Here is a 20,515-nt window from a genome sequence, read left to right as displayed (position 1 = left end):
CCTTTGGCTCGCGGGCTATGTGCGCTGAGACCTATCCCCGCTCCATCCCGCGGAGCCTCAGCGCATTGCCGATCACCGAAACGCTGGACAGAGCCATCGCCCCCGCTGCGAAGGCCGGAGACAGCAACATGCCCGTAAACGGATAGAGCAGACCTGCCGCCACGGGGATGAGCGCGGTATTGTAGACGAAGGCCCATCCGAGGTTCTGGCGAATGTTGCGCATGGTATGCCGGGACGCATCGATGGCGGTCACGACGCCGGTCAGGTCACCGGACATCAGGACGACATCGGCACTTTCGATGGCCACGTCCGTGCCGGTGCCAATCGCGATGCCAACATCGGCCTGCGCCAGCGCCGGCGCGTCGTTGATGCCGTCGCCCACGAACGCCACGGCGCCCTCACCGCGCAATTCGTTAAGAGCGTTAACCTTGCCGTCTGGCATGACCTCCGCGATCACGTCGTCGATGCCGATCTGCGCCGCGATGGCCTCTGCGGTCGCCCGCTTGTCGCCCGTGATCATTGCCACACGCAGACCGCGCGCGTGCAGGGCCTCGATAGCCTGCTTGCTGGACGGCTTCACTGCGTCGGCCACGGCGATCATCGCCGCCAATGCGCCGTCCACCGCCACGAATATGGTTGTCTCACCGCGCCCCATGTGGGCCTCTTCCGCCTCCGAGAGAGCTTGCACCTCGACGCCCGTTTCCGCCATGAAACGACCGGAGCCTACGGCGACGTGACGTCCCTCGACCTGCGCTCGGATGCCCTGTCCGGTCACGACTTCAACCTCACTTGCCGTGAAGACATTCTTCGCGGCGCGGATGATTGCGCTGGCGATGGGATGCTCGGAGGCGCCTTCGACGGCGGCCGCGAGCGACAGGACGGTTTCGCGTGCAAAGCCCTCTGCGAGGATGACCTCTGTCACCTCGGGCCGGCCCTCGGTGATCGTTCCGGTCTTGTCCAAGGCAACCGTGTCGATCCCGCTAAGTTGCTGAAGCGCATCGCCTTTTCGGAACAGCACCCCAAGCTCCGCCGCGCGTCCGGTGCCCACCATGATCGAAGTCGGCGTGGCCAGACCCATGGCACAGGGGCAGGCGATGATCAGCACGCTGACCCCGGCAACCAACGCGTAGGTGAGCGTCGGTTCCGGACCGAACAGCAGCCAGATCAGGACGGTCAAGGCGGCCACCGCCATCACGACCGGCACGAAATACATCGTCACGCGGTCGACAAGAGACTGGATCGGGAGCTTCGCGCCTTGAGCATCCTGCACCATGCGGATGATCTGTGACAGGGTCGTGTCCGCCCCCACCCGCGTGACGCGGACCTGCAGCGCGCCGGAGCCGTTGACCGTGCCGCCGGTGACAGTCGAACCAACTGATTTCTCGACAGGAATTGGCTCTCCGGTGATCATCGCCTCATCAAGGTACGAGGTGCCCTCGATCACTTCGCCGTCGACGGGCACTCTCTCACCGGGGCGCAGGACGACGACGTCGCCCACCATGAGGTCGTCGATTTCAATGTCCGTCGTCGCGCCGTTGCGCAATACGCGGGCCTGGCGCACTTGCAGCCCCACCAGAGCGCGGATCGCCGCGCCGGTCCGCCCCTTCGCGCCGGCTTCCAATGCGCGGCCCAGAAGGATGAGGACGACGATCACGGCGGCGGCCTCGAAGTAGACAGTGCGGGAGGCGGCGGGCAGAAGTTGCGGCGCAAAGGTCGCCACGGTCGAGTAGCTGAACGCCGCCGCCGTGCCGAGCGCCACAAGGCTGTTCATCTCGGGCGCGCCTTTGAGCAAGGCAGGCACGCCGAGGCGGAAGAAAACCCGGCCCGGCCCCAAAAGGATTAACGCGGTTAAGGTGAATTGGATCAACCACGATCCCTGCATTCCGATGCTGCCTGCAATTGCGCGGTGGATTGCGGGAATGGTGTGCGCCCCCATTTCCAGCAGGAAGACCGGCAGCCCCAGGGCCAGCGCGATCCACATGCGTCGGAAAGCATTGCGGGTCTCATCCGTGCTGTCGGGCGCAGAAACCGTACCGTCTTCAACCACTTCCGCGGGATAGCCCGCCTCGGTCGAGGCGCTGGCCAATGCCTCGACATTGACCGCGTCGGAGGCGTAGCGGACCCGCGCCGTCTCGGTCGCGAGGTTGACGGCGACCTCATCGACACCGGGCACCGCGGCGAGAGCCCGTTCCACCCGCCCGACGCAGGACGCGCAGTTCAGGCCTTGGACGGAGAGGTTGGCGGTGGCGTGTTTCATGGCGGTGATCCTTAAGAGCGTTAACCTCTCCTACACCTTCCAGTTACTGGAGGATCAAGCGCTAATTCGACACAGCGTTCGATCCTCCGGTAGCGCCCCTACGTCACCCGCTTTCGAGTGGTGTATTCCGGTGTGTCCCAAAGCCTGTCGCGCAGGATTTCAGACAAAATTTCAACAGCTTGCGTCACGTCACCAGCATCGAGATAGAGCGGTGTGAACCCGAAGCGCATGATATCGGGCGCGCGGAAATCACCGATGACCCCTCGGGCAATCAAGGCCTGCATCGCGGCATAGCCGTTCTCGAAATGGAACGAGACCTGAGAGCCGCGCAGCGCAGGGTCTCGCGGGCTGGCAAGCGTCAGATCGGGACAGGACGCCTCGACCTCCTTGATGAACTGCTCGGAGAGCGCGATCGAGGCGGCGCGAAGCTCCTCCATGTCCACGTCGTCCCAGACCTCCAACGCCTTCTCCAGCGCGGACAGTTGGAGCACCGGCGGGGTGCCGACGCGCATCCGCTCGATCCCGGTGCCGGGGCGGTAATCCATGTCGAAGGCGAAGGGCGCTTCATGGCCCAACCAGCCCGCAAGCGCCGGTTTGATGTCGTTGACGATGTCGGGGCGCACGTAGATGAAGGCCGGCGCGCCCGGCCCGCCGTTGAGGTATTTGTAGGTGCAGCCCACCGCGAATTCCGCGCCCGACGCTTCCATGTCGACGGGCAGTGCCCCCGCCGAATGGGCCAGATCCCAGATCATCACAGCGCCCGCCTCGTGGGCGGCCTCGGTCAATGCGCGCATGTCGTGGGTGCGGCCGGTGCGATAGTCGACTTGCGTGATCATCACGGCCGCGACGGTCTCATCGATGGCACCGGCGACGTCTTCGGGCGCCACGACCCGCAGCTCGTGCCCCTTGTCGAGTTGCTTGATCAACCCGTCCGCCATGTAGAGATCGGTCGGAAAGTTGCCGCTGTCCGACAGGACGACCTTGCGGTCGGGTCGCATCTGAAGGGCGGCGGAAAGAGCCTGATAGACCTTGAGCGACAAGGTCTCGCCCATGACGACGGTGCCTTCGGGCGCGCCGATCAGACGGCCGATCCGGTCCCCGACCCGCGTCGGCTGCGCCATCCATTTGTCGACGTTCCAGCCCTTGATCAGGTTGGCACCCCATTGATCGGCGACCACCGTCGCGACATGGGCCGGCACATCGGCGGGCAGCGGCCCCAGAGAGTTGCCGTCGAGGTAGATCGTGCCCTCGGGAATGACGAATTTTTCTTTTTTTGGCAGTGTCATAGCTGACCCCTCACGTTCCAGAGTTCGGGGAACAATTCCACGTCCAGCATACGGCGTAAATAGCTCACCCCCGAGGTGCCGCCAGTGCCGCGTTTGAAGCCGATGACCCGCTCCACGGTGGTGACGTGGTTGAAGCGCCAGCGCCGGAAGTAATCTTCCAGATCGACCAGTTTCTCGGCCAACTCGTAGAGGCTCCAATGGGCTTTCGGATCGCGGTAGACCTGCGCCCATGCGTCCTCGATCTCCTTGTGGGCCGTGTGCGGCGCATCAAGCGGGCCGCTTGGCAACTCGCGTCCGAGCGTCTCTCCCAAGCGCGTGACTGCAACATCGTAGAGGGAGGGCTGAGAGAGCTCCTGCGTCAGCATCTGGTGCAGGTCCTTGCGGTGCTCGTGCACGCGCATCATCGCGGTGTTGCGGTTGCCGAGGATGTATTCGATCAGGCGGTATTGGTGAGACTGGAAACCGCTCGACTGGCCCAAATCCTCGCGGAAATCGGTGTATTCCGAGGGCGTCATCGTGCGCAGAACGTCCCAGGCGTTGTTGAGCTGTTCGAAGATGCGCGCCACGCGGGTGAGCATCTTGAAGACCGGCTGATCCTCGCCCTGCGCGAGCGCCGCCCGGGCGGCGTCCAACTCATGCAATGCCAGACGCATCCACAGCTCCGACGTCTGGTGCTGGATGATGAACAGCATCTCGTCATGGGCGTTGCTGAGGGGTTTGGATGCCCCGAGGATCGGGTCTAGCGACAGGTAATCGCCGTAGCTCATTGCATCCTTGAAGGACATTCTCGCGCCGTCGTCTTCGGGGTTCTCCGCCATGGGGTCTTTTGGCCTCTTGTATGGTTAATTTTCAGATGGGCCGCCGATCAGCAGCGCGTCTTCATGGACCGATATCGGCACGGGGTCCAGAGCACAGCCCTGCGCGAAACCGTCGATGCCTGCGCCGGTGCAAGCATCGAAGCCGGCGTCGTGATTGGAGCATCGCAGCAAGTCTCCATCGCCCGAAAGGATCGCGCTGCTGCGCCAGTCCAACGGCAGGAACTGGTGCGGGCAAGCGTTCACATAGGCGCGAAGCCCCTCGGCTGAGGCCACGAGGATCAGGGGAAAGCCGTCGATATCGAAGCTTTTCACGCCAGTGGTCGGCGCATCGGCAGTGGCGCAGATGCGCGTGCCGGGCAGTGGCGCATTCGGGAAGGTTTTCCACGCGTCCGCGTTCACCGCCCTAGCCTCCCGCTGCCACGCCCACCCGGCTCCGGGCGGGTCCGAAGAGACAGGCGAGCGCCAGGATCACGCCGGAGACGACCGCCACCATGCCAGCCGCAGAGACGGAGGAGGCCGCGCCGATCCAGAGCGGGCCGTAGCCTGCAAGCACGTAGCCCGCGATGGCCGAGATACAGGCAAACAGCATGCTCCACGCCACCTGCTTGCCGAGCCGATTGGTCATCAGCCGCGCGGCGGCGGGCGGGCAGATGAACATGGCGATCACGATGATCGAGCCGACCGCATCGAATGCCGCGACGGCGGCCGCGGCGGCGGCGGTGACCAACCCCAGTCCGATCAGCGTGACGGGCAGGCCGAGCGCGCGCGCGAAGCCTTCATCGAAGGAGGCGAGCTTGAGGGGCCGCCAGAACACCAGCGTCAGCAGGCCGATGATCGCCGCGACCACCGCCATGCGCGGCAGCTCCGGCGGCAGATGCGCCAGTGCCTCGGGGTCCAGCAGCGAGCCCCACCCGTCAGCGCGCAGCCAGATCAATTGCTCGAGGTTGCCCATCAGCGCGTGTTCCACGTCGAGGTGGACGGACGAGGTATCGGATTGTTCCAGCAGCAAAACGCCCGCCGCGAAGAGCGAGGTGAAGACGACGCCCATCGCCGCGCCGGGCTCGATCCGGCCAAGGCGGCGCACGGCCTCGATCAACACCACGGCGAGGAGCGCTGCACCGGCCGCGCCTAGAAGCATCGGCCAGGTCGTGACGGTGCCGGTGATCAGGAACGCCACGACGATGCCGGGCAGCACAACATGGCTGATCGCATCGCCGATCAGGGCCTGACGGCGCAGGATCAGGAAGTTGCCGGGCAGCGCACAGGCCATGGCGGCGAACATGCCGATCAGGATCGGGGTCAAGGAAAACTGGACGAATTCGGCTCCCATTCAGGCGTTCCTCTCCATGGCGGCATCGAAATGGGCGATCTCGTCGGCGGTGAAGACGCTCTCGATCGGGGTGAGACCGTCATAGCGCCCCGTCAGGGCGGTATCGAGGTGCTGCTTGCGGGCGATGGACCAACGCCGCTCGTCACGGGAGATTTTCTCGCCCGCCGCGCGCCCTTCCGCCGTCGCAACCCCGTCGGCGCGCATCAGGTTCTCGCGGCGCAGGATCTTGACCGTGAGCGGATCATGGATGGGCTCGGACCGGCTAAGAGCCAGAAGCCCCTGCCGCCGATGCACGCGGGCCTGAAAGGCGCGGCGCGCGAGGACCGAGGCCAGAACGCCGCGGGCCGGGGCGAAGAGCAGGGAGAGGACGAACAGCGCGGCCGAGATCAGCACGATGATCGGGCCGGTCGGCAAAGCCGGGGCGGAGGCCGACACAGCCGCGCCGACATAGCCCGACACTGCGCCGAGGGCGCCGGCGGACCAGACCACCGCCTCGGCGCGTTCCGACCAGAAACGCGCGGTGACCGGCGGGATGATCAGAAGCGCCACGATCAGGATCAGGCCGACGAGCTTCAAGCCGATCACCGTCACGGCCAGCACCAGCCCCATCATCGCAAGATCGACCCGGCGCACGTCCACCCCCCGCGCGGCGGCGAAGCCGGGGTCGAAGGCCACCAGCGTCATCGGGCGGCGCAATATCCAGATCAGCGCCACCACGGCAGCCCCGCCTCCCGCGATCAGGACCGCGTCTTGGAACAGCATCCCGGCGGTCGAGCCGAGCAAGAAGCTCTCCAACCCGGCTTGCCGGCCCTGGCTCATGCTCTGGATCACCGTCAGCAGGACCACGCCCAAGCCGAAGAAGACCGAGAGGATGGCGCCGATCGCCGCGTCTTCCGACAGGCGTGTCCGGCGCACGATCCATTCCACGGCCAGAAGCCCGAGCCAGGCGGATATGGCGGATCCTGCCAGCAGGCCCGGAAGGCTGCGTCCGTCGCCCCCAAGCAGGACCATCACGATGAAGGCCAGCCCGACGCCCGGCAGGGTCGCATGGGCCACGGCGTCCGAGACCAGCGCGCGTTTGCGCAGGAACAGGAAGCTGCCCCCCGCGCCCGCCGCGAACCCCAGAAGCGAGGCACCGATGGCCACCAGCGCGGCGTTGTAGCCACCTTGCAACAAAAGCGCGCTGAAGAAAGAGCTCATCGTGGCAGCGTCCGGAGTTCTGCTTGCGGATGCGGTTTCGGCCCCGTCTTCGACAGCGCGAGGCTGTCGATCTGCACCGCGCCGAGGCGCCCGCCGTAAGTCTCGGACAGGGTCTCTTCCGTGAAGGCTTCCGCGACCGGTCCTTCGGCGATCCGGGTCAGGTTGATCAGCATTACATGGTCGAAGTAGGCGGTCACGGTCGAGAGGTCATGGTGCACGGCGACGACGCTGCGTCCCTCGGCCTTGAGGGATTTCAACACGTCGATGATCGCGGATTCCGTGGCCGCATCGACGCCGGCGAAAGGCTCATCCAGCAGGAACAGGTCCGCCTCCTGCGCCAGCGCGCGGGCGAGGAACACGCGTTGCTGCTGGCCGCCCGACAGCTGACCGATCTGGCGATCGGCAAAATCCGCCATGCCGACACGGTCGAGACAGGCGCGGGCGCGCTCCCTGTGCGCGCCGCTGATCCGCCGCCAGAGGCCGACCTGTCCGTACAGCCCCATCAGGACGACGTCGATTGCCGTGGTCGGAAAGTCCCAATCGACCGAGGCGCGTTGCGGGACGTAGGAGATCCGGTCGCGCGTGGCGGCAACCTCCTGCCCGAAGATGCTGACCTCACCCGAGACGCGGGGGATCAGACCGAGCGCGGCCTTTAGGAAGGTCGATTTACCGGCGCCGTTCGGGCCAACGATGGCCGACATCGCTCCTGCCGGAAACGTGGCATCCAGCGAGAAGAGCGCCGGTTTTTCGCCGTAGGAGACGGTCATGCCCCGCACCGCAAGCGGGCTTGCGGGGTCCAGCACGTTGGCCTGCGTCGGGGCTGTGAAATCCTTCATTCCAGCAACCCCTGCATCCCGCCTTCCGGCGCGTCGCCGCCAAGCGCGCGGGCGATTGTCGTGACGTTGTGGTCGATCATGCCGATCCATGTTCCTTCATAGGTGCCGTCCTCGCCCATGGCGTCCGAGTACAACTCGCCGCCGATGGTGACCTCATGGCCGCGCGCGGCGGCGCCTTCGATCAGGGCGCGGATATTGCGATCCGAGACCGAGGATTCCACGAAGACCGCACCGATGTTGCGGGTCACGAGCATATCAACGAGTTCGCCCACCCGCTGCAAGCCCGCCTCGGACTCGGTGGAGATGCCCTGAATGCCGATCACCTCAAACCCGTAGGCCTCGCCGAAGTAATTGAAGGCGTCATGGGCGGTCAGCAACACGCGGGAAGCTTCGGGAACCGAGCCCAGAACCTCCGCGCTATAGGCGGTGAGTGCTTCGATCTCGGCCTCGAGCGCATCGGTATTGGCGGCAATGACCTCTGCGGAGTCGGGCAGCGCGTCGGTCAGGACGCCCTCGATGGTTTGCACGACGTCGGCCCAGATCGAAGGGTCCATCCAGACGTGGGGATCGAAGCGATCGGGGTAGTCGGCGGAAGACAGCAGGTTTTCGCGCGGAAGGGATTCCGCGACGGGGATGACCGTGTTGGTCTCGGCCAGTTCCAGCAGGAACTCTTCCATCTGCGCTTCAAGGTAGAGCCCATGCCAGAGCACGATATCCGCCCGCGCAGTTGATACGATGTCCGAGCGCGTCTGCCGATAGGCGTGCGGGTCCACGCCCGGCCCCATCAGAGCCTGCACGGAAACGAGGTCGCCGCCCACCTGCCGGGCGGTGTCGGCGATCATGCCGGTCGTAGCCACGATGGACAATTCAGCCTGAGCCGGGGCTGCCGCGGACAGCGTGAGAGCGAGGGCGGTAAACGCGAAGCGCATGTTGGGCGTGTCTCCAAAAGCAGGTTTGGAATGAATATGAGAGTTAATCGCAACAACGTCAAGGCAGCTGCGAACGACTTGCAAAAACTGTCGACAAACTTGCGCGCAACGCTCGGAATTCGTGCGGCAAGCTCACGAAAAAGGCGGCGCACGAAGCGCCGCCCTTTCAGAGGTTCTCGAAGGTTTTACCTTGCACCTTGTCAGAGGCGGCGTCCGGTCTGCGCCGCAAAGAGATGCACCGCGCCGGGCTTCACGCTCAGCTTCATCGGGCCGAGAGCGGCTTCCTTGTCTTTCGGCACAGCCACCGAGAAGGCCTGACCACCCACATGCCCGTGCAACAGACGCTGCGCGCCCAATTCCTCGATGATATCGACGTCAAAGGCGAGATCGCCATTCGGGTCAGGCCATGTATCTTCGGGACGAATGCCCACGGTGATCGCACCGTCATGGCCGTGGGCGTTGGCGTGGGGCACATCCACCCCGCCTTCCAGCGTCACCGCCCCGCCGCGCGCTTCGCCGCGCAGAAGGTTCATCGGCGGCGCGCCCATGAAGGAGGCCACGAAGGTGGAGGCCGGGTGCTCGTAGATCTCGTTCGGCGTGCCGATCTGCTCGATCACGCCCGCGTTCAGCACGATGATCCGGTCGGCCATGGTCATGGCTTCCACCTGATCGTGGGTCACATACATTGCGGTGGTGCCGAGGCGGCGCTGCAGGGCGCGAATCTCGATCCGCATCTGGTTGCGCAGCTTGGCATCGAGGTTCGATAGCGGCTCGTCGAAGAGGAACAGGTCCGGCTCGCGCACGATGGCGCGGCCCATGGCGACGCGCTGGCGCTGGCCGCCGGAAAGCTGCGAAGGCCGCCGGTCGAGGAACTCGGTGAGGTTCAGCATCTCGGCCGCTTCGCGCACCTTGGCGGCGATCGTGGCCTTGTCCATGCCCCGGTTCTTCAGGCCGTAGCCCATGTTCTGCGAGACGCTCATGTGCGGGTAGAGCGCGTAGTTCTGGAACACCATGGCGATGTTGCGGTTGGCGGGATCGATGTCGTTGACGATGCGTTCGCCGATGGAGAGCTCGCCCTCGGTGATGTCCTCCAGCCCCGCCACCATGCGCAGGAGCGTGGACTTGCCGCAGCCCGAAGGCCCGACGAGCACGGTCAGCTCGCCATCGGGGATGGTGAAGGTGGAGGGCTCCAGCGCCTCGGCGCCGTTGGGGTAGATCTTGCGGACGGCGTCCAGCGTAACTTGTGCCATTTTGATGGTTCTCTCTACTTGTCTGACTCGGTGAGGCCCTTGACGAACCAATTCTGGAAGAAGACGACGATCAGCACCGGGGGCGTCATGGCGATGATCGCCAGTGCCGCCGCCTGGCCGTAATCGGGCGTCTCGGAGCCGTCGGCATAGGACTGGATGATCTGCCGGATGCCACGCACGAGGGTGAAGAGGCTCTCGTCCGTGGTGATCAGCGTGGGCCAGAGATACTGGTTCCAGCCGAAGACGAACATGATGATGAACATCGCCGCGATCATGGTTCGCGACAGGGGCACGAGGATGTCGATGAAGAATTTCACTGGCCCTGCCCCGTCGATCCGTGCCGCCTCGATCAACTCCTCGGGGACCGAGCGGAAGAACTGCCGGAAGAAGAAGGTCGCCGTGGCGCTGGCGATCAGCGGCACGATCAGGCCGGTGTAGGTGTTGCCGAGGTTCATCGCGGTGATGACCTCGTAGGACGGCAGGATGCGCACCTCCAGCGGCAAGAGCAGCGTGGTGAAGATCATCCAGAAGGCCAGCGTCGCGAACTTCAGGCGGAAGTAGACGATGGCATAGGCGGCCATCATGCCGACGACGATCTTGCCGATGGCAAAGCCCAGACCAAGGATCATCGAATTGGCCAGCATCGTCATGCCGTTCACGCTGTCGGTGAAACCGCCGTATTCGAAAAGCGCGGCGTTGTAGTTCTCCACGAAGCGATCGCCGAAGCCGAACTGCATGCCGTTGCGATGCACCGTGATCGCGTCCCAACTTGACGTCGCGAAGACCATGTAGACCGGCACCAGCATCAAGAGCGCGCCGGCGATCAGCACCGCGTGATCGCCGATGGTGTCCCACCGGAACCGCTTTGCCGGCCGCGTCGCTGTCGCGGGGGTGGTTCGGGTGTCAGAGATATCAGCCATGTCCGAGCCCCCTTACGTGTAGTGGATGCGGCGTTCCAGAAAGCGGAACTGCACGATGGTGAGAATGAGCACGAGGATCATCAGGACGACCGATTGCGCCGAGGAACCGCCGAGGTCCTGGCCGCGGAAGCCGTCGACGAAGACCCGGTAGACCAGTGTCATCGGGTTGTTGCCGGGCTCGCCCTTCACGATGGTGTCGACGATGCCGAAGGTCTCGAACAGCGAGTAGGTGATGTTGATGATCAGCAGGAAGAAGCCTGTCGGCGCCAGCAGCGGGAAGGTGATGTCCCAGAAGCGCCGCGTGCCCGAGGGATTGTCGATCATTGCCGCCTCGCGCACCGAGCGCGGGATCGCCTGAAGCCCCGAGAGGAAGAAGATGAAGTTCACCGGGATCTGCTTCCAGATCGACACGGTGATCATCGCGATGGCGGTGTCCCAGTAATTCACGCCGAGGCGATACTCGATCCCCATCATGCCGAAAAGTTGCGTGAGGTTCCCGCGTGACTGATCGAAGAGCATGACGCCGATCAGCCCGGCGACGGGCGGCGCGATGGCGTAGACCCACATCAGAAGCGTCCGATAGGTCTTGGCGCCCCGGATCACCTTGTCGGCCTTGACCGCCAGCAGCAGCGCGATGGCGAGCGCGAAGAAGGTGACGACGGAGGTGAAGATCAGCGTGAACCAGGCGCTTTCCATGTAGTTGGAGGAGCGCGTCAGCCGCGTGTAGTTCTCCAGCCCCACGAAGGTGGAACCGAAACCGAAGGGATCTTCGAGGTAGAACGAGGATTGGATCGCGTAGCCCGCAGGCCAGTAGAAGAAGATCGCGATGATCGCGAGTTGCGGTATCAGGAGCAGGATCGGGAAGCCGATATGCCCGAATGCGGCGCGTTTCACGGAAGGTAACCCCCTTAGGTCTTTTGTCTTTTTGGTTGGCAACTGGCCGGGCGCGAGGCCCGGCCAGTGCAGTCGTGAGGGCTGGTGTCAGCCGAGAGGTTCGATCAACCCTGGGTCTGGGCGAACCGTGCCAGCAACTCGTTGGCTTCTTCCTCGATCGTGGCGAAGGCATCCTCGGCGGTGGTTTCACCGGCGATGATGCGGGAATATTCGCGGATCATCACGTCGCGGATCTGGACGTAGAAGCCCAAACGGTAGCCGCGGGTATTCTCACCGGACGGCAGCTGCAGCTGCTGGATGCCGACTTCGGCGGCCGGGAATTCCTCGTAGTGGCCCTGCTCGGCGGCCAGCTCATAGGCTTCCGTGGTGATCGGAACATAGCCGGTTTCAACGTGCCAGAAGACCTGGTTCTCGGCAGAGGCGAGGTAGTCGAAGAAGGCAGCCGTGGCGGCGTTCTCTTCCTCGCTCTGACCGGACATGGCGAAGAGGGCCGCGCCGCCGATGAACGTCTGTGTCGGCTCGGAGGTCACGCTCTCCCAATACGGCAGGAAGGTTGCACCGAAGTTGAAGTCCACACGGTCGGCGATGCCGCCGAAGGAACCGGAGGAGCCGATCCACATCGCGACTTCACCCGCCTCGAAGGGGTTCTGGTTGTCACCCCAGCCCGCGCCGTACCAGTTGTAGTAGCCGGCCTCTTCCCACTCCGCGAGGGAGGTGAAGTGATCCACGATGGCAGGATGGTTCACCAGCAGCTCGACGTCGGTGCCGCCGTAGCCGTTGTCATTGGTGGCGAAGGGCAGGTTGTGACGCGAGAAGAAGTTCTCGGTCATGGTCCACTGCAGAAGCGACGCGCTCATCCCGGCATAACCGGCTTCCAGCAGCGCGGGCGCGATCTCTTCGAAGTCCTCGTAGGTCTGCGGCGGCTCGACACCGGCTTCGGCCAGCGCGTCGGCATTGTAGTAGAGTACCGGCGTGGAGGAGTTGAACGGCATACCGATCATCATGCCGTCGGAATCCGCGTAGAAGTTGCGCACGCCCGAGATGAATTCTTCACGGTCGAATTCATAGCCATTGTCGGCCATGAGGGTCTCGACCGGGATCGTCGCGCCCTGCGCTGCAATCACCGTGGCGGCGCCTGCATCGAAGACCTGAACGATATTGGGCTGCTCGCCCGCGCGGAACGCGGCAATCGCCGAGGTCAGCGTTTCTTCATAGGTACCCTTGAAGACCGGGGTGATGACGTATTCGTCCTGGCTTGCGTTGAAGTTCTCGGCCATCTGGTTGACCGTTTCGCCCAACTGGCCGCCCATGGCGTGCCACCATTCGATTTCGGTCTGCGCCTGAGCGGCGCCAGCCATCAGGCCGAATGCAAGGCTCGCGCCTACGGTATACTTGAGCTTCATTGGTCTCTCCCATCGTGACGCGGCCTGTCTGCGGCCGCATTGATCGCGTTACTTTCCCCTGACCGTGGACGGCGGGGCGGTTGATCTCATTGCCGGAGCGCGAAGAAGCGCACTCCCCGGATCTTCGCGCGAGCGTCAGACTACACGCAGAACGAAAGAGTGCAAACATTTGCGAACCAGTTTTTCGGTTCGTTTTGTCCGCCCCCTTGGCACGCGCTGCCTAGGGCTTTCACGTGACAGCCGTATGACATCGACGCCGCACCTCCCATGTGCCGTCACTATAGCTGTTTCTCCGCGAAAGCTCAGTAACCATTGCGCGAAAGCCCGCGAAACAGCGGCGCGATGCACGCGCCTCTCCGGCACGTGCCGAGGGTTACGTTGCGGGAAGTCCCTTCATGACAGCGGTTGCCGTCTCTTCGTTCACCGCCAGAAGTGTGTCGTAGAGAATCGCCAGACGGATCAGGGACTTCACGTCCACGTCGTGGGGCATGGCGGACAAGGGATCGATGAAGAACACCAGAACCTTGAGCTTGCCCTCCGCAATCATCGCGCCCAGTTGCGCGTCGCCACCCAGAGGGCCGGACTTCAGCGGTGTCACGTCGAGGCTCGTCTCCGCCTGCAAGCGCCCGCCAGTCGTCCCGGTGGCGTAGAGCTTGTGCCCGGCCAAGGCGTCCTCGTGGGACTTTGCCCAGGCGACAAGCGCGTCCTTCTTCTGGTCATGGGCCACGAGGGCGATGGTCGTCATGGGCGTTCTCCGGTTGCGCCCTGATGCCATAGCCTACGGACGGCACGGCGTCACGCGCCCCGCGTCATGAGCCCGTTACCTGTAGCCGGCACTCTCCGGGCAAGTCATTGCGATAAACGGCTTTGTCCCCTGTCGCCAACTGGGTAAAGTGCCCCTACCCCACACGCCGCGCCGACGCGTGTCAGCTATCAGGAAGCCCGCCATGCCGCTTGGATTTCGACAGGCCGAAATACTGGAGATCACCGAGCGGGACGGCAAGGTGACCGTCGACGGCCTCGCCGCGCATTTCAACGTCACCGTGCAGACCATCCGCCGCGACCTGACCGAGCTGGATCAGGCGGGCCTTCTCAACCGCGTCCACGGCGGCGCGATGCCGGCATCGGGCACGCACAACTTCGCCTACGAGGAACGCCGGGGCCTGCAAGCCGAGGCGAAAGAAAGGATCGCGCGCGCCTGCGCGGCAGAGATCCCCAACGACTGCTCCGTCTTTCTCAACATCGGCACCAGCACCGAAGCGGTCGCCGAACACCTGCGCCGGCACGAGAACCTTCTGGTCGTGACCAACAACCTCAACATCGCCAACATCCTGTCGCAAAGTCCCGGCATCGAAGTCGTCGTGACCGGCGGCACCCTGCGCCGCACCGACGGTGGCTTGATCGGCCCCCAGGCTGTGGACACGATCAGCAACTTCAAGCTGGATTTCGCCGTCATCGGTTGCTCGGCGCTGGATCTCGATGGCGATGTGCTGGATTTCGACGTGCAGGAAGTCGGCGTGAGCCAAGCCATCGTGGCCCGTTCGCGCAAGACGTTTCTCGTGGCCGACGCCTCGAAATTCGACCGGACAGCTCCTGCTCGAATTTGTTCGTTACGCGATATCGACGGGTTCTTCACAAACGCGCCTCTCGACACAGGCCTCGCGGCGCGGTGCGAGGATTGGGGCGTGGCGCTGCACGTCAGCGCACCCTAGCTCAATCACCGATAACGAGGCACCGGTGCGCGCCCTCCTCGGCGAAATGCGCCCGACACTTCTCGACAAAATGCGCGACCAGCCGCCGGGGCCGGGTCCTGTCATAGCCGATCGACAGGGTGAGCGGCGGCAGCGGATCGGCAATCGGCACGCCCACGACCCCCGCGCCGCTATAGGTGACCCGCGTCTGCGGTTGCATGTTGAGGATCGCGCATCCGTGCCCGGCCCCCACGAGGCTGCGCACCATCTCAGTCGAACTGGCATAGGCGACGATCTTCGCGCCCTGGGCATGGGACTCGTAGAGCCGTTGGTAATAGGCCGCGGCGACGGGGCGGTTGAGCACGACCAGCGGCTCTCTCGCCAGTTCCGCCATGGTGACCCGATCCTGCCGCGCGAAGCGATGGCCTTCAGGGACGAGACAATAGGCGGGCGCTTCGGCCAACACATCGAAAGACACCGCAGGCCGCGCCCCTTCGCTCACAAAGAGGATCACGTCGTAAGTGCCGTCCAGCAGCCCCGCTTGAGCACTGTCGTTGTCGCATTCCTCGAGATGCAGGGTCACGTCGGCATCATCCGGCAGAAATGACGCGAGGATCGGCGGCAGGAAGGCAGGGGCAATGGGCGCGTAATAGCCAATCCGCAACGCGCCGCTCAGCGCATGTTTCAGGTCCGCGCCCTCGGCGAGGGTGGTGCGGTAGTCCTCCAGCAGACGTTCCAGCTTCCGCGCCACGAGCCGCCCGCTGGCATTGGCCTGGATGCCCCGAGACCGTTGCCGCGTGACCAGCGTCAGGTCGAACTCGGCCTCCACCTGATCGATTGCCGTCGCCACGGCAGAGGGCGCGATGTGCAGCGTCTCGGCGGCCTGCGCGATGTTGCCCAGCCGCACGGCTGTCGTGAAGTAAGTCATTGCCTTGAGTGTGATCGCCATGCCTACCCCGGAAAATCAGCGCTTGATGAAACATATATACTGTTTTTCGGATCAATGGAATTCGGGCAGTCTGTCCAAGACCACGCAGCAGAGGAGCCGGGGGCATGGACGACACACCATTGAAGGGTTGGAACTACGTACCGGACGTGCCGATCAAGGTCTCGCCCCTGTTCAGTTGGCCGCCGCGCCCGAGGGAGATGGTGTCCTGGGTCTGGAACGCGTGGTTCCTGATCAGCGAGAAACTGATCATCGTCGCCATCGCCTTCGCCTCGTTCTACTGGTTCCAGCCGCCGTTGGAGGAATCGCGCACGCTGGCCTTCGGCTGGATCGCGCAGATGTACCTGCGGAACCTGCTGTTGATGACCATCGTGGCCGGCGGTCTGCACCTATATTTCTATACCTTCACCAAGCAGGGCAAAAAGCTTCGCTTCGACCCCCGCCCCCTGATGAAGAACGGACGCCAGTTCACGTTGGGCGGGCAGATCCGCGACAACATGTTCTGGACGCTTGCCAGCGGCGTGACGATCTGGACCGCCTACGAGGTGCTGATGTTCTGGGCGCTGGCCAACGGCTACGCGCCAATGCTGACCTGGGCCGCGCATCCGGTCTGGTTTGTCGTAATGTTCCTCGCCATCCCGGTGTGGGAGAGCTTCTATTTCTACTGGATCCACCGCCTGCTGCACGTGCCGTTCCTCTACAAGCACGTCCATTCCCTGCATCATCGCAATATCAACGTGGGTCCATGGTCCGGCCTGTCGATGCACCCGGTTGAACACGTGATCTTTCTGGGCTCGGTCCTGATCCACTGGGTCGTCGCCGCCCATCCCGTCCATATCCTCTTTCACCTGCAGTATTACGCCCTGACCGCCGCCACGACCCATACGGGCTTCGAGGGGGTTCTGGTGAAGGACAAGAACCGGCTCGCCCTGGGGACGTTCCACCACCAGATGCACCACCGCTATTTCGAATGTAACTACGGCTCGCTCGAGATCCCCTGGGACAAGTTCTTCGGCTCCTTCCACGATGGGACCAACAGCGCGAACGAGCGGATGAAAGAGCGGCGCAGGCGGATCATGGGTAACTGAGAGGCGCTGTCCGTCGCTTCGCCGGCCGGCGAGGCGTCCGGCTGCTGCTGGCGCTGACCTCGGTAGTCTTGGATACGAAATGGGGAGCCTGAGCCTTCGCGCTCAAGGCTCCCTAGCTGCGCTCTGAAAGGGCGAGTCGCCCTTGGCGGATGAGGCCATTCGGCACCTTCGGATTGCGAAGTAATCCGGCCCGAAAAATGGCTATTCTGTGCCCTTCATTTTCAATTGTGTCATTGCTGTGGAGAGGCGCAAAGCCGCTCTGTAAGCTATTGAATTTTAGATCAAATTATAGATCTCATACCATGGTCTTACGGGCTTAATCCCTCGGTCGGGTGGTAGTGGTTTGCCCCCCTTGACGGATAGGTTTCCGAGGCGCGCTCCGCGATCAATGGGACATCGGCGGCCACAAGGTCCTGCCATCATACACCCACCTATGGAGCTACCCCAATGACACGTCTTTTCAACATCTCGCCCCTCTCCGCTTTCGCCAAGGATGAGAGCGGCGCCACCGCCATCGAATACGGCCTCTTCGCCGCTCTGATCGCTGCCGTCATCGTCGGTTCGGTAGCTACCCTCGGCACGGATACGAACAGCGGCTTCCAGACTGTCTCCACCGCCATGCAGAACGCAAATGGCGAAAGCACCACGACGGAAGAAGAGACCACCGTGGTCCCGCAGTAAGTCTTACAAAGTCCCGCGGAACGACACTTGTACCCGGACGTTCCGCGGGCACCTCCATTCTTTTTCAGCGTTCTTCAGGAGGCTCCCATGCCGTCGCTCGTCAAACCTGCCGCAGTCGCCCCTCTGCAAAGCCCCATCACCGCTTATGTCTGCACCGAGCAGGGTGCTGCGGTAGCGCGGGAGCTTGCGGCGAACATCGGCAGTGACGAGCCCGCCCTCTTCGGTGGCGGTGTCAGCGGCGCGGCCCGCGTGGCGGACGCCGAGAAAGCCTCCCACATCCTGTTGACGGAGATCGGCAATCTGCCCCTCTCCACCGCCTGCGAGAGCGTTGCCGAAATCCACCGGACCGGCGCCCGCGTCGTGGTCTTCGGTCAGCAGAACGACATCACTACCTACCGCGCCATCGTGGCGGCAGGGGCGGTTGATTACTTTCCCTTCCCCGTGCGCTCGGCCGATATCGTCGAGTCGCTGACCCGGACGCCCGCCAACGACCCCGCGACCGCCCCCGAGGCCGTGGCCGCCCTGGCAGCAGAGCCTGCGCTGCGCATCGGCGTGACCGGCTCCAACGGCGGCGTGGGGGCCAGCGTTCTGGCCCAGAACCTCGCCTATACGCTCGCCACGCAGAAAAAGGGTGCCAAGCGCACCGCCCTGATCGACGGCGATCTGCATTTCGGCTCGATCGCTTGTGACCTGAACCGCAATCCCACGCCCGGCATGTTGGAAGCGCTCTCGGCGCCCGACCGGGTTGACGAGACGTTTCTCAACGCTTCGATGGACCAGATGAGCGACACGCTCTCGATCTATTCCGCCCATCTCCACCACGGCGGCGATGATACCCGTGCCTGTGAAGGCATGACGCGGTTGATCCCCACGCTCTCGGACCACTTCGACGCCACCGTGCTTGATGCGCCGCGCGATCTGCTGCTGCGCAAGCCGGCGCTGCTCGAGACGCTCCACCGCCTCGTTCTGGTGGTGCCGGGCGGCTACTCCGGCGTCCACGCGGCGGTGCGCATGCTCGACGCGTTGAAAGAGGCCGCGCCGGAGCTGACCGTGATCCCGGTCCTGACCGAGCTGCGCCGGGATGCCGGGCTGTCCGTGAAGGACATGTCGAAGGCGCTGAGCATGGAGCTGCGCTACACCCTGCCGCGCAGTGACGCCGCGATCCTGCGGGCCCACCGCGCCGGTGCGCCTCTGGTGGCCCGGCAGCCGCGGGCACCCTACGGCAAAACGGTGAAGGCGCTCTGCGCCGAGCTCGCCAAGCCCGTGGCTGAGCCCGCGCCAAAATCGGCGCCGCGCCGCGGTCTGCTCAAGCGGGTGGCAGGATGACCCTTCATATTGAACAGCCCTCCCTGCGCGAGGCGCTGGAGCACGTCGTAGACCTCGCCCGGCGCATCGACGCCCATGGCCTTTCGCCCACGGACCGCGCCAACGCGGCGATCACGCTCGTGGTCGAGGACAGCGGCCACCCCTGGCCGCTTGCGCTGCAACGACAGATCCTGACCCAGGCCGCCGCCATCCTGGCTGCTGATGACAGCGCCGGAGACTTCACCGCGCCTGTCCGCCCGTCCGAGGCGTCGCAGGTGATCACCCCGAAATTCGCGAAATCCAACGCGCCCGCCGCAAGCTCCCCGGAAGCCGACACGCCCTCCGGCCCCGATCTATCGGCTTACAAGAACCAGCCCGCATCGACCGCCTCGGTGAACGGCGGAATGGACGAGACCATGTCGCGCCTGCGCATGGCCAACGAGATCACCCTGGCGCTGTCCAAGCGCATGGATTTCGCCGCGGTTGCCGGGCAAAGCCGCCGCGAGCAGGAAGAGAACATCCGCGCCGCCATCTCGGACCTGTCCAGCGAGCGGAAGCTGCAGCTCAACGGCACCGAGATTGCCGATCTGGTCGGCACGATCCTTGCCGACATGTTGGGTCTGGGCCCGCTGGAAGCGCTGCTTGCCGATGACACGATCTCGGACATCATGGTGAACGGACCCGATCAGGTTTACGTGGAACGCGGTGGCAAGCTGACGCTGACCCCGGTGCGGTTCCGTGACAACGCCCATGTTCTGGGCGTGGCAACGCGTATCGTGGCCGACGTGGGCCGCCGGATCGACGAGGCGCAGCCGATGGTCGACGCCCGTCTGCCCGACGGCAGCCGCGTCAACGTCGCCATTCCGCCGCTGGCCATTGACGGTCCCACCATCACGATCCGGAAATTCCCCAACCGCGCCGTCAAGTTCGACACGCTGGTGCAGGGCGGCTCGCTCTCTGCGCAGATGGCGGGCTTTCTTGGTCTCGCCTCGCTTCTGCGGCTCAATATCCTCATCTCCGGCGGCACCGGCTCGGGCAAGACGACGTTGATGAACGCGCTGTCCGAGTTCATTCCCCGCGATGAGCGAATCGTCACCATCGAGGACGCCGCCGAACTGCGTCTGCAACAGCCTCACGTCGTTCGCTTCGAGACCCGTCCCCCCTCGATCGAGGGCAGTGGCGAGGTCACGACCCGCACGCTGGTGCGCAACGCCCTGCGGATGCGGCCGGACCGGATCATCATCGGCGAGATCCGTGGCGACGAGGTATTGGACCTCCTGCAAGCGATGAACACCGGCCACGACGGCTCCATGTCGACGCTCCACGCCAATTCCCCGCGCGAGGCGCTGACCCGGGTGGAGAGCATGGCGGCGCTCGCCGGTTATGCTCCGGGCGCGGGCGTCGTGCGCAAACAGCTGGCAGATGCCGTGCACCTTGTCGTTCAGGTCAGCCGGATGCGCGACGGACACCGCCGCATCACCTCGATCTCGGAGATCGCGGGACTGGCCGAGGATGCGATCACGCTGCAGGAAATCTTCCGTTTCGACGTGTCGCCCGACAGCACCCGCGCCGCGGTTCAGGGGCAGTTCGTGCATTCCGGCTATCGCCCGAACTTTGCGACCCGTGCGGCTGAATACGGCCTTGGGGACGATCTCGATCGGATCCTCGGAGCGCGGTGAAC

19 protein-coding genes are annotated in these 20,515 nt (G+C 64.3%); 5 read left to right on the top strand and 14 right to left on the bottom strand.

What is annotated here, in order from left to right; genetic code table 11:
* Positions 1 to 31 precede the first annotated feature (31 nt).
* From KYE46_RS09490 to KYE46_RS09430, 13 genes are all read right to left on the bottom strand, one after another.
* On the bottom strand, positions 32 to 2,257 hold the full coding sequence (locus KYE46_RS09490; RefSeq protein WP_219000385.1) for a heavy metal translocating P-type ATPase: 2,226 nt from the start codon (positions 2,255 to 2,257) through the stop codon (positions 32 to 34).
* Positions 2,258 to 2,355: 98 nt separating this feature from the next.
* The gene (gene kynU / locus KYE46_RS09485; RefSeq protein WP_219000384.1) at positions 2,356 to 3,543 is read right to left on the bottom strand and encodes a kynureninase; all 1,188 of its coding nucleotides are present in this window, start codon (positions 3,541 to 3,543) and stop codon (positions 2,356 to 2,358) included.
* Positions 3,540 to 4,361, bottom strand: coding sequence for a tryptophan 2,3-dioxygenase (locus KYE46_RS09480; RefSeq protein ID WP_219000383.1), 822 nt, complete (start codon positions 4,359 to 4,361; stop codon positions 3,540 to 3,542). The genes kynU and KYE46_RS09480 overlap by 4 nt, the downstream gene beginning before the upstream one ends.
* Positions 4,362 to 4,385: 24 nt before the next feature.
* On the bottom strand, positions 4,386 to 4,760 hold the full coding sequence (locus KYE46_RS09475; RefSeq protein ID WP_219000382.1) for a Rieske (2Fe-2S) protein: 375 nt from the start codon (positions 4,758 to 4,760) through the stop codon (positions 4,386 to 4,388).
* A gap of 4 nt (positions 4,761 to 4,764) precedes the next feature.
* Entirely contained in the window at positions 4,765 to 5,691 is a 927-nt protein-coding gene (locus KYE46_RS09470) for a metal ABC transporter permease (protein WP_219000381.1), read from the bottom strand.
* Entirely contained in the window at positions 5,692 to 6,891 is a 1,200-nt protein-coding gene (locus tag KYE46_RS09465) for a metal ABC transporter permease (protein ID WP_219000380.1), read from the bottom strand.
* The gene (locus KYE46_RS09460) at positions 6,888 to 7,727 is read right to left on the bottom strand and encodes a metal ABC transporter ATP-binding protein (RefSeq protein ID WP_219000379.1); all 840 of its coding nucleotides are present in this window, start codon (positions 7,725 to 7,727) and stop codon (positions 6,888 to 6,890) included. Before KYE46_RS09460 ends, KYE46_RS09465 begins: the two co-directional genes overlap by 4 nt.
* A complete protein-coding gene (locus KYE46_RS09455) occupies positions 7,724 to 8,656 on the bottom strand; it encodes a metal ABC transporter solute-binding protein, Zn/Mn family (protein WP_219000378.1) in 933 nt (310 codons plus the stop codon). The genes KYE46_RS09460 and KYE46_RS09455 overlap by 4 nt, the downstream gene beginning before the upstream one ends.
* Before the next feature lie 200 nt (positions 8,657 to 8,856).
* Positions 8,857 to 9,906 (bottom strand): sn-glycerol-3-phosphate ABC transporter ATP-binding protein UgpC, encoded by a 1,050-nt coding sequence (gene ugpC, locus KYE46_RS09450; RefSeq protein WP_219000377.1) that lies wholly within the window; start codon positions 9,904 to 9,906, stop codon positions 8,857 to 8,859.
* 14 nt (positions 9,907 to 9,920) lie between these two features.
* Complete coding sequence (gene ugpE / locus KYE46_RS09445) at positions 9,921 to 10,826, bottom strand: sn-glycerol-3-phosphate ABC transporter permease UgpE (RefSeq protein ID WP_219000376.1); 906 nt, start codon at positions 10,824 to 10,826, stop codon at positions 9,921 to 9,923.
* 12 nt (positions 10,827 to 10,838) lie between these two features.
* On the bottom strand, positions 10,839 to 11,720 hold the full coding sequence (locus KYE46_RS09440) for an ABC transporter permease subunit (protein ID WP_219000375.1): 882 nt from the start codon (positions 11,718 to 11,720) through the stop codon (positions 10,839 to 10,841).
* A 104-nt stretch (positions 11,721 to 11,824) separates the two neighbouring features.
* Positions 11,825 to 13,123 (bottom strand): extracellular solute-binding protein, encoded by a 1,299-nt coding sequence (locus KYE46_RS09435; RefSeq protein ID WP_219000374.1) that lies wholly within the window; start codon positions 13,121 to 13,123, stop codon positions 11,825 to 11,827.
* A gap of 373 nt (positions 13,124 to 13,496) precedes the next feature.
* Entirely contained in the window at positions 13,497 to 13,868 is a 372-nt protein-coding gene (locus tag KYE46_RS09430) for a methylglyoxal synthase (protein WP_219000373.1), read from the bottom strand.
* A 202-nt stretch (positions 13,869 to 14,070) separates the two neighbouring features.
* Between KYE46_RS09430 and KYE46_RS09425 the strand changes: the two genes are divergently transcribed.
* Complete coding sequence (locus KYE46_RS09425; protein WP_219000372.1) at positions 14,071 to 14,835, top strand: DeoR/GlpR family DNA-binding transcription regulator; 765 nt, start codon at positions 14,071 to 14,073, stop codon at positions 14,833 to 14,835.
* Between the two features lies 1 nt (position 14,836).
* Here the strand turns inward: KYE46_RS09425 and KYE46_RS09420 are convergent, their stop codons facing one another.
* The gene (locus KYE46_RS09420) at positions 14,837 to 15,763 is read right to left on the bottom strand and encodes a LysR family transcriptional regulator (RefSeq protein WP_219000371.1); all 927 of its coding nucleotides are present in this window, start codon (positions 15,761 to 15,763) and stop codon (positions 14,837 to 14,839) included.
* A gap of 104 nt (positions 15,764 to 15,867) precedes the next feature.
* Here KYE46_RS09420 and KYE46_RS09415 point away from each other — a divergent pair, with 104 nt between their 5' ends.
* The 4 genes from KYE46_RS09415 (at position 15,868) to KYE46_RS09400 (ending at position 20,513) form a co-directional block, all read left to right on the top strand.
* Entirely contained in the window at positions 15,868 to 16,848 is a 981-nt protein-coding gene (locus KYE46_RS09415; protein ID WP_219000370.1) for a sterol desaturase family protein, read from the top strand.
* Between the two features lie 447 nt (positions 16,849 to 17,295).
* Positions 17,296 to 17,529 carry a Flp family type IVb pilin gene (locus KYE46_RS09410; protein ID WP_219000369.1) on the top strand — a complete coding sequence of 78 codons (234 nt, stop codon included), beginning with the start codon at positions 17,296 to 17,298 and terminating at the stop codon, positions 17,527 to 17,529.
* 87 nt (positions 17,530 to 17,616) lie between these two features.
* Positions 17,617 to 18,855 carry a CpaE/TadZ family protein gene (locus KYE46_RS09405; protein WP_219000368.1) on the top strand — a complete coding sequence of 413 codons (1,239 nt, stop codon included), beginning with the start codon at positions 17,617 to 17,619 and terminating at the stop codon, positions 18,853 to 18,855.
* The gene (locus KYE46_RS09400; RefSeq protein ID WP_219000367.1) at positions 18,852 to 20,513 is read left to right on the top strand and encodes a TadA family conjugal transfer-associated ATPase; all 1,662 of its coding nucleotides are present in this window, start codon (positions 18,852 to 18,854) and stop codon (positions 20,511 to 20,513) included. Before KYE46_RS09405 ends, KYE46_RS09400 begins: the two co-directional genes overlap by 4 nt.
* Positions 20,514 to 20,515 lie beyond the last annotated feature (2 nt).

The sequence above is a fragment of the Gymnodinialimonas ceratoperidinii genome (genome assembly GCF_019297855.1).
GTDB lineage: Bacteria > Pseudomonadota > Alphaproteobacteria > Rhodobacterales > Rhodobacteraceae > Gymnodinialimonas > Gymnodinialimonas ceratoperidinii.
This window is presented reverse-complemented; position numbering and strand designations above follow the sequence as displayed.